The organism is Pseudomonas sp. SMV7 (assembly GCF_052041995.1).
Classification (GTDB): domain Bacteria; phylum Pseudomonadota; class Gammaproteobacteria; order Pseudomonadales; family Pseudomonadaceae; genus Aquipseudomonas.
This window is the reverse complement of sequence record NZ_JBKGGT010000039.1, coordinates 1-9,697: the sequence shown is the minus strand read 5'-3', so window position 1 is coordinate 9,697 and position 9,697 is coordinate 1. Positions and strand designations below refer to the sequence as shown.

Sequence of the window (9,697 nt, the reverse complement as noted above, 5' to 3'; positions counted from 1 at the left end):
GCGGACAACTTTTTCCAGCTCGGCGGGCATTCCCTTCTAGCCACGCAAGTGGTCGCGCGCTTGCAGATGGAACTGGGTGCGGACATACCACTGGCGCTGCTGTTCCAGACCGAAAACCTTGGCGATTACGCCACCGCCGTCAGCGCTGCAACCCGCGACCGCACGGCAGACCTGGACGAGTTCCACGACTTCATGAATGAGCTTGAGGCAGTTTGAGATGAGCACCGATACCCGCAATACCGACCTGGTTCACCGCTTCATTCGGCTGCCGCTGGAGCAGCGCAAGCTGTTTCTGGAAAAGTTGGCGTCCAGGGGCAGCAGCCTGGCGCAACTGCCCATTCCGCCGGTGTGCGGCGACTTCGAGCAGTTGCCGCTTTCCTATGCTCAGCAACGCCAGTGGTTCCTCTGGAAACTGGACCCGGACAGCGCGGTATACAACATTTCCTCGGCCCTGCGCTTCACCGGCAAGCTGGACCTTGCAGCCCTGCAGCGTGCCTTCGACGGCCTGCTGGCCAGGCACGATGCGCTGCGTACCACCTTCCACCAACAAGGGGAGCAGGTGCAGCAGGTGGTGCACCCACGCCTGGTGTTGCCGGTGGCCCCTGAACCGCTGGATACGCCGGGCGAGGAAGCCGTGCGCGAGCAGGTGGAGCGAGAGGCGCGCCAAGGCTTCGACCTGGAGCAAGGGCCACTGCTGAGGGTCAGGCTGCTGGCGCTCGATGCGCACGAGCACGTGCTGGTGCTGACCGTCCACCACATCATCGCCGACGGCTGGTCCATGCCACTGATGGTGGAAGAGCTGGTGCGCCTGTATGAGGCCTACAGCCAGGGCCGCGAGGCACAGCTGCCCGCGCTACCCATTCAATACGCCGACTACGCCATCTGGCAGCGGAGCTGGATGGAGGCCGGGGAGCAGGCGCGACAGCTGGCCTACTGGACCCGCCAGCTGGGCGGCGAGGATCCGCTGCTGGAGATGCCGCTGGACCGCCCGCGGCCAACGCTCAGCAGCCTCAGGGGGGCACGCCTGGCCATCGACCTGCCGGCAGACCAGGCGCGTGCGCTCAAGCGGTTCGCCCAGCAACAGGGGGTGACGCTGTTCATGCTGCTGCTGGCCAGCTTCCAGGTCCTGCTGCACCGCTATTCAGGGCAGGCGGATATCCGCGTCGGTGTGCCGGTGGCCAACCGCAATCGCGTGGAAACCGAGCGCCTGGTCGGGCTGTTCGTCAACACCCAGGTACTGCGGGCCGAGTTCGATCTGCAGCTGACCTTTGCCGACTTCCTCGGCCAGGTCCGGCAGCGGGTGGTCGAGGCCCAGGCCCATCAGGACCTGCCCTTCGAACAACTGGTAGAGGCCCTGCAGCCGGAGCGCAGCCTGAACCACAGTCCATTGTTCCAGGTGATGTACAACCACCAGACCCAGGCCAGGGGCGAGCGCCACACGCTGCCGGGCTTGGAAGTGAGCGCCGTGGCGTGGGACAACCACACCGCCAAGTTCGACCTGACCCTGGAAACCTTCGAGCACGAAACCGGTATCGGTGCTGCGCTGGTCTACGCCACCGACCTGTTCGATGCCGCGACTGCCCGTACTCTGGCCCGGCACTGGCAGAACCTGCTGCACGCCGTGGTCGAACAGCCCAACCAGCGTATCGCCGAGCTGGCCCTGCTGGACGACACCGAGCACCAGCAGATCATCGCAGGATGGAACGCGACTCAGGCCAGCTACCCGGATGCCAGCTGCGTCCACCAGCTGTTCGAGGCGCAGGTAGCGCGAACCCCGGATGCCCCGGCATTGATCTTCGGCGAGCAGACACTGAGCTATGCCGAGCTCAACTGCCGGGCCAACCAGCTGGCGCACAAGCTGCGCGAACAGGGTGTGGGCCCGGATGTGCTGGTGGGCATTGCCATGCAGCGCAACCTGGAGATGGTCGTCAGCCTGCTGGCCATCCTCAAGGCGGGTGGCGCCTATGTGCCGCTGGACCCGGAATATCCGCAGGACCGCCTGGAGTACATGCTCGAGGACAGCCAGGCGATCCTGTTGCTGTCGCAGACCAGCCTGATCGAGCGTATGCCGGAGCAGTTCCGCTCGCGCACGCTGCTGCTGGACCAGTTGCCGCTGGACGGCTATCCGGACACCGACCTGGCCTGCCTGAGCAGCGCCCGCAACCTCATCTACTGCATCTACACTTCAGGCTCGACGGGTAAGCCCAAGGGCGTGCAGATCGAGCACCGCAGTGTGGCGGCACTGATCGGCTGGTCGCGATCGGTATACGACCAGGCAGACCTGTGTGGCGTGCTGTTCTCCACGTCGATCTGCTTCGACCTGTCGGTGTGGGAGCTGTTCGTCACCCTTTCGGCGGGTGGTTATGCGGTGTTGGCCGCCAATGCCCTCGAACTGCCGAACCTGGCGGCGAAGGACCGGGTGCGGCTGGTGAACACCGTGCCATCGGCAATCAGGCAGCTGTGCGAAACCGGCAATATTCCAGCGTCGGTGAACACCATCAACCTGTGCGGCGAAGCGCTGAAGCAGTCGCTTGTCGATGACCTCTACCGCCTGGCGCACGTGCGCAAGGTGTACGACCTGTATGGCCCGTCCGAGGACACCACCTATTCCACCTGCACGCTGAGGGAGGCCGGTGGCCAGGCGAACATCGGCCGACCTTTGCACAACAGTGCTGCCTACGTGCTCAGCGGTGCCCTGCAGCCGGTGCCGGTAGGGGCCGTCGGTGAGTTGTACCTGGCCGGTGCCGGCTTGGCCCGCGGTTACCTGAAGCGCCCGGGGCTCAGCGCCGAGCGTTTCCTGCCCAACCCCTTCGATGCCCACGGCGGGCGCATCTACCGGACCGGTGACCTGGCCCGCTATCGGCCGGACGGGGTGCTGGAGTATGTCGGCCGGGTGGACCACCAGGTGAAGGTTCGCGGCTTCCGCATCGAGCTGGGCGAGATCGAGGTGCGCCTGCAACAGCAGGCGGTACGCGAAGCCGTGGTCATGGCCGTTGATGGCCCCGGTGGCCAGCACCTGGTGGCGTATGCAGTCCCTGACGAGCCTGGGGTGATGGCCGATGCCGCTGCGCAGGCAGCCCTGCGCGAGCAACTGCGCAGTGCGTTGCGCAGGCAACTGCCGGAGTACATGGTGCCTTCTTACCTGGTGCTGCTGGGCCAGCTGCCACTGACGCCGAATGGCAAGCTGGACCGCAAGGCGTTGCCGCGCCCGGACCTTGCCCTGGCAGAGGAGGCCCACGTGCCACCGCGTACGCCCTTGCAGCAGCAGGTGGCGGCGATCTGGGCGGATGTACTGAAAGTCGGCCGGGTTGGCCTGGGCGACAACTTCTTCCTGCTGGGTGGCCACTCCCTGATCGCCACCCAGGTGACCAGCCGCGTGCAGGAGCAGCTCGGCTTGGCGGTCAGCCTGAAAGCGCTGTTCGAAAGCCCCGATCTGGGCGATTACTGCGCGCAGCTTGAGCAACTGACGCCTCAGGCGGCCCCTGTGCAGAATGAGCTGGCTAAATCCCTGGAGGCCCTGAAACGTCTAACTACGGAGGAAATTGAAAAGCTGGTTTCTTAGGAGATTTTGACTGTGCAAGAGCTGCTTGAGTCTGTAAAGCTACTGTCCACCAAAGAGCGCCAGGCCCTGGCAGCCTTGCTCAAGCAGCAGGGGGTGAACCTGTATGGGCTCACCCCGATCTTCAGGCGCGAGCCTGCAACCCCTGTCCCCCTTTCCCATGCCCAGCAGCGGCAGTGGTTTCTCTGGCAACTCGAGCCTGCCGCGCCGCTGTACAACATCCCGGCGGCCTTGCGCCTGCGGGGCCCGCTGGATGTCGAGGCATTGCAGCGCAGTTTCGACGCGCTGGTGGCCCGCCACGAAACCTTGCGCACCACCTTCAGCGATGACGGGCAGGGCGCCGTCCAGCTCATTCACCCCGAGCACAGCGTGGCGTTGGCGATGCAGACGCTGGCCGGCGCCGACGAACACAGCGTGCGCGAGTACGTCGAGGCCGAGGCCCGCCGCCCGTTCGACCTGGAGCACGGGCCACTGCTGCGGGTCAGCTTGCTGCGCCTTGGGCAGGACGAGCATGTGCTGCTGGTGACGCTGCATCACATCATCTCCGATGGCTGGTCGATGCCGCTGATGATCGATGAGCTGATGCAGCTGTATGCCGGCTATAGCCAAGGCCAGGCGCCGCAGCTGCCGGCGCTGCCGGTCCAGTATGGCGACTACGCGATCTGGCAGCGTCAGTGGATGGAAGCGGGCGAGCGTGAGCGGCAGCTGGCGTACTGGAAGGCCGAGCTTGGCGATGACCAGCCAGTACTCGAGCTGCCCAGCGATCGCCCGCGTGCTGCGTCCAGCAGCCACCGCGGCGCCCGGCATGAGGTTCGTCTGCCGCAAGTCCTGGTGCATTCGCTCAGGCAACTGGCCCAGCGTCAGGGAGCGACGCTGTTCATGGTGTTGCTGGCCAGTTTCCAGGCTTTGCTGCACCGCTATTCCGGGCAGGCGGATATCCGCGTCGGGGTACCAGTGGCCAACCGCAACCGGGTGGAAACCGAACGGCTGATCGGCTTTTTCGTCAATACCCAGGTATTGCGCGCCGAGTTCGACCTGCCGCTGACCTTCAGCGACCTGCTCCAGCAGGTCAAACAGCGCGTGCTGGGCGCGCAGAGCCATCAGGACCTGCCGTTCGAGCAACTGGTCGAGGCCCTTCAGCCCGAGCGCAGCCTGAGCCACAGCCCATTGTTCCAGGTGCTGTACAACCACCAGGTACAGGCCAAGGGCGCGCAGCGCAGCGTGCCAGGGCTGCAGGTGGAAGGGCTGACCTGGGCCCACGATACGGCCCGCTTCGACCTGACCCTGGACACCTTCGAATACGAGCATGGCCTCGGCGCCGCCCTGAGCTACGCGACCGACCTGTTCGATGCCGCAACCATCGAACGGATGGCACTTCACTGGGTCAACCTGCTTGAGGCGATCGTGCACCAGCCCGGGCAGCGCGTGGCCGACCTGCCGCTGCTCAGCCAGGCGCAACAGGACCAGGCCGTACAGGCCTGGAACCCGTCACCGATGCAGTTCCCCGCCGAACAGCCGCTTCATCGCCTGATCGAGGCCCAGGTCGAAGCTGCACCGTATGCGATAGCGCTGGTCTGCCGCGAGCAGACCCTGAGCTACGCCGAGCTCAACCGCCGGGCCAACCAGCTGGCGCACAAACTGCTGGAACTGGGGGCCGGGCCGGATGTACTGGTCGGCCTGGCCGTCGAGCGCAGCCTGGAGATGGTTGTCGGCCTGCTGGGCATTCTCAAGGCCGGTGCTGCCTACGTACCGCTGGACCCGGCGTATCCACAGGACCGCCTCGCCTATCTGTTCGAGGACAGCGGTATCCGCCTGTTGCTGACCCAGCAGCACCTGCGTGACACCCTGCCAATACCGGCCGGCGTGCAGGTGCTGGAGCTGGACGGCGATACCGGCCTCGGCCGCTACAGCGAGGTCAACCCTGCCTGCCCGGTGAATGCCGACAACCTGGCTTATGTGATCTACACCTCGGGCTCCACCGGTAAGCCCAAAGGTACGCTGCTGCCGCATCGGAACGTGGTGCGCCTGTTTGCCGCCACCCGGCACTGGTTCCATTTCGATGCCAGTGACGTATGGACGGTGTTCCACTCCTACGCCTTCGACTTTTCGGTATGGGAGCTGTACGGCGCGTTGCTGCATGGCGGCAAGGCGGTCATCGTGCCCACGGATGTGGCGCGTTCCAGCGAAGACTTCCACGCCTTGCTGGTACGCGAGCAGGTTACCGTGCTCAACCAGACGCCCTCGGCCTTCAAACCGCTTGTTGCGGTTGCCTGCGAGGCGGCGAAGGCGGGGCAGCAACTGGCCCTGCGGCATGTGCTGTTTGGTGGCGAGGCCCTCGAGGTCAGCAGCCTGAGACCCTGGCTGGAGGTGTTTGGCGACCACCAGCCGCGCCTGATCAACCTGTATGGCATCACCGAAACCACCGTACACGTGACCTACCGGCCGATCACCCAGGACGACTTGCACAATGGCGCCAGCAGCCCGATCGGCGAGGTCATCCCCGACCTGTCGTGGTACTTGCTCGACGCAAACCTGAAGCCGATCCTGCCGGGTTGCACGGGGGAAATGCTGATTGGCCAGGCGGGCCTGGCGCGGGGCTACCATGGCCGCCCCGGGTTGACCGCCGAGCGCTTCGTACCCAACCCCTTCGATGACCAGGGCGGGCGCCTGTACCGCTCGGGCGACCTGGCCCGTTACCGTACCGACGGGGTGATCGAGTACATCGGGCGTATCGACCAGCAGGTGAAGATCCGCGGTTTCCGTATCGAGCTGGGCGAGATCGAGGCGCGCCTGCTCGCACAGCCTGCCGTGCGCCAGGTTGCGGTGCTGGCGCTGGATGGCGCCAGTGGCAAGCAGCTGGTGGGCTATGTGGTGCCTGCCGAGGCGGGTGTGCTGAACAGTGTCGAACGGCAAACGCAACTGCGTGACAGCCTGCGTGCCGAACTGAAGGCCAGCCTGCCTGAGCACATGCTGCCCGCGCATCTGCTGTTCCTGGAACTGCTGCCCCTTACCGGTAACGGCAAGCTCGACCGCAAGGCCTTGCCGGCGCCAGATGCCAGCGTGCTGCAGGGTGAGTACATTGCGCCGCAGACCGAACTGGAGCAGCAGATAGCAGCCGTCTGGGCCGACGTGCTGAAGCTGGAGCAAGTCGGCCTTGCCGACAACTTCTTCGAACTGGGCGGCGATTCGATCATGTCGTTGCAGGTGGTCAGCCGTGCCCGCCAGCTGGGTATCCGCTTCACTCCCAAGGAGCTGTTCCAGCACCAGACAGTACAAGGGTTGGCTGCGATCGCCCGGCAAGAAACCGGCAGCGCAATCGACCAGGGCCAGGTCGAGGGCAGCATGCCGCTGACACCGATCCAGCAGTGGTTCTTCGCAGCGGACGTGGTCGCGCGGCATCACTGGAACCAGTCGCTGATGCTGAACCCCCGCGAGGCGCTCGACGAACGCCACCTGCAAGCAGCGTTGCGCTGCGTGGTCAACCATCACGACGCCCTGCGCCTGCGCTTCAGCCACGCCGAAGGTGCCTGGCAGGCCGTGTTCGGCACCGTGCAGGATGAACTGCTGTGGTGCCGCCAGGTTGCACATGCCGAAGCACTGGAGCAGGTCGGCAACCAAGCCCAGCGCAGTCTGGACCTGGAGCAAGGGCCTCTGCTGCGGGCAGTGTTGGGCGAGCTGCCCGATGGCAGCCAGCGGTTGCTGTTGGTCATCCACCACCTGGTGGTTGACGGGGTGTCTTGGCGGGTGCTGCTCGAAGACCTGCAACAGGCTTACCAGGCCCTGGCCGCCGGCCAGACCCCGGTATTGCCCGCCAAGACCAGCGCGTTCAAGGCCTGGGCAGAGCAGTTGCAGGGCTATGCGACAACGCCCGCGCTGCAACAAGAAATGGCTTACTGGCACGAGCAGTTGCACGGCGTGGACGATGCGCTGCCCTGTGACAACCCGCAAGGTGCCAACCTGCAGCGTTGCGCGGCCTCTGTCGCGACGCGCCTGGACGCACACTGGACGCACAAGCTGTTACATGAAGCGCCGGCGGCCTATCGCACCCAGATCAACGACCTGCTGTTGACCGCGCTGGCACGGGTAATCGCGCGTTGGACCGGTCGGGAACACGTGCTGGTGCGCCTGGAGGGGCATGGCCGCGAAGACCTGTTCGACGGCATCGACCTGAGCCGCACGGTAGGCTGGTTCACCAGCCTGTATCCACTCAAGCTCAGCCCACAGGCGCAATGGGCGGGTTCGATCAAGACCATCAAGGAACAGTTGCGCGCCGTTCCCGACAAAGGGATTGGTTATGGCGTATTGCGTTACCTTGGGGGAAGCGAGGCTCGTCAGCTGCTTGGCCAACTACCGGCAGGCGAGATCGTCTTCAACTACCTGGGCCAGTTCGACAGCAGTTTCGACGCGGTGACCGGGCTGCTGACACCGGCGCAGGAAAGCGCTGGCCAGAACCACGATGAAGCTACGCCCCTGGGCAGCCAGCTGGCCATCAATGGCCAGGTCTTTGCCGGGGAACTGAAGCTCAACTGGACGTTCAGCAGCGAACGTTTCCAGCCGTCGACCATCCAGCGTCTGGCCGCTGCCTACGCAGATGAGCTCAAGGCACTGATCGAGCACTGCTGCCAGGCGCATAACCGCGGGGTGACCCCCTCGGACTTCCCGCTGGCCGGGCTGACCCAGGCGCAACTCGACAGCCTGCCGGTGGCTGCCGCGCAAATTGCCGATGTCTATCCGTTGTCGCCAATGCAGCAAGGCATGTTGTTCCACAGCCTGTACGAGCAAGGCAGCGGTAACTACATCAACCAGATGCGGGTCGATGTCGACCACCTCGACCCACAGCGTTTCAAGCAAGCCTGGCGGGATGTACTGGCGGCCCACGACATACTGCGAACCGGCTTCGTCTGGCAGGCAGAGCTGGAGCGAGCGGTGCAGATCGTGCACCGCACCGTCGGCTCGCCGTTCACCGAACTGGACTGGCGCGACACCCCGCAGTTGGAAGCCGCATTGCAGCAGTTGGCCGATGACGAGCGCCAGCGTGGCTTCGACCTGGCCGAGGCGCCATTGCTGCGCCTGGTGCTGGTGCGTACCGACAGGCATCGTCACCACCTGATCTATACCAACCACCATATCCTGATGGATGGCTGGAGTACCTCGCGCTTGCTGGGGGAGGTGTTGCAGCGTTATGCCGGGCAACCGATGCCGGTGCAGGCAACCCATTACCGCGACTACATCGCCTGGTTGCAGCGTCAGGATGCGGGCGCCGCTGAAACATTCTGGAAGGGCCAACTGGCAGACCTGGAGGCACCGACCTGTCTGGCGCAGAGCATTCCTGGCCTGGGCCTGGGCGGTTCAGCATCTGGCCAGGGGGAGTACCTGCAGCGCTTCGACCGCCAGCAAACCCGGCAGATCGAGGCCTTCGCCAGGGCTAATCGGGTCACGGTCAATACCTTGCTGCAGGCTGTCTGGCTGCTGTTGCTGCACCGCTACAGCGGCCAGCCCAGCGTCTGCTTCGGTGCTACGGTGGCTGGACGGCCGACGGATCTGCCCGGGGTGCAAGAGCAGATTGGCCTGTTCATCAACACGCTGCCGGTGGTCGGCACGCCACGTGCGGAACAGACCGTCGCGCAGTGGCTGGCCCAGGTGCAGGCGAGCAACCTGGCGGCGCGTGAGTTCGAGCATTCCCCGCTGTACGACGTGCAACGCTGGGCCGGGCAGGGCGGTGACGCGTTGTTCGACAGCTTGCTGGTGTTCGAGAACTACCCGGTGGCCGAAGCGCTGCAACAGGGTGCGCCCGATGGCCTGCGCTTTGGCGAGGTGGCCAATCGCGAGCAGACCAACTACCCGTTGACGCTGTTGGTGAGCCCAGGGGCGACTCTGTCGATCCAGTACAGCCACAATCGCAGCCATTGGTCTGGCCAGGCGGTCGAGCAGGTGGCGCAGCACCTGGGCAACCTCATCAGGGCCATGCTGGCAGATGCCGGCCAGGCACTGGCCGAGCTGCCGATGCAGGGCCCTGATGAGCAGCGCCAACAGCTCCAGGAGTGGAACGCCACAGATGCGCTGTTCCCGAGTGATAGCAGCATTCACCAGTTGATCGAAGCCCAGGTGTGCGCCACCCCGGACGCGCCGGCGCTGGTG

At 65.1% G+C, this 9,697-nt stretch carries 3 protein-coding genes; all 3 read left to right on the top strand.

Features of this window, described 5'->3' with window-relative positions:
• The coding region (locus ACLEJP_RS25360; protein WP_440810864.1) for a phosphopantetheine-binding protein at positions 1-216 on the top strand (216 nt) is incomplete at its 5' end.
• A 1-nt stretch (position 217) separates the two neighbouring features.
• Positions 218-3,562 carry an amino acid adenylation domain-containing protein gene (locus ACLEJP_RS25355; protein ID WP_440810861.1) on the top strand — a complete coding sequence of 1,115 codons (3,345 nt, stop codon included), beginning with the start codon at positions 218-220 and terminating at the stop codon, positions 3,560-3,562.
• A 12-nt stretch (positions 3,563-3,574) separates the two neighbouring features.
• Positions 3,575-9,697, top strand: a 6,123-nt coding sequence (locus ACLEJP_RS25350; RefSeq protein WP_440810859.1) for an amino acid adenylation domain-containing protein, incomplete at its 3' end; no start/stop codon positions are given.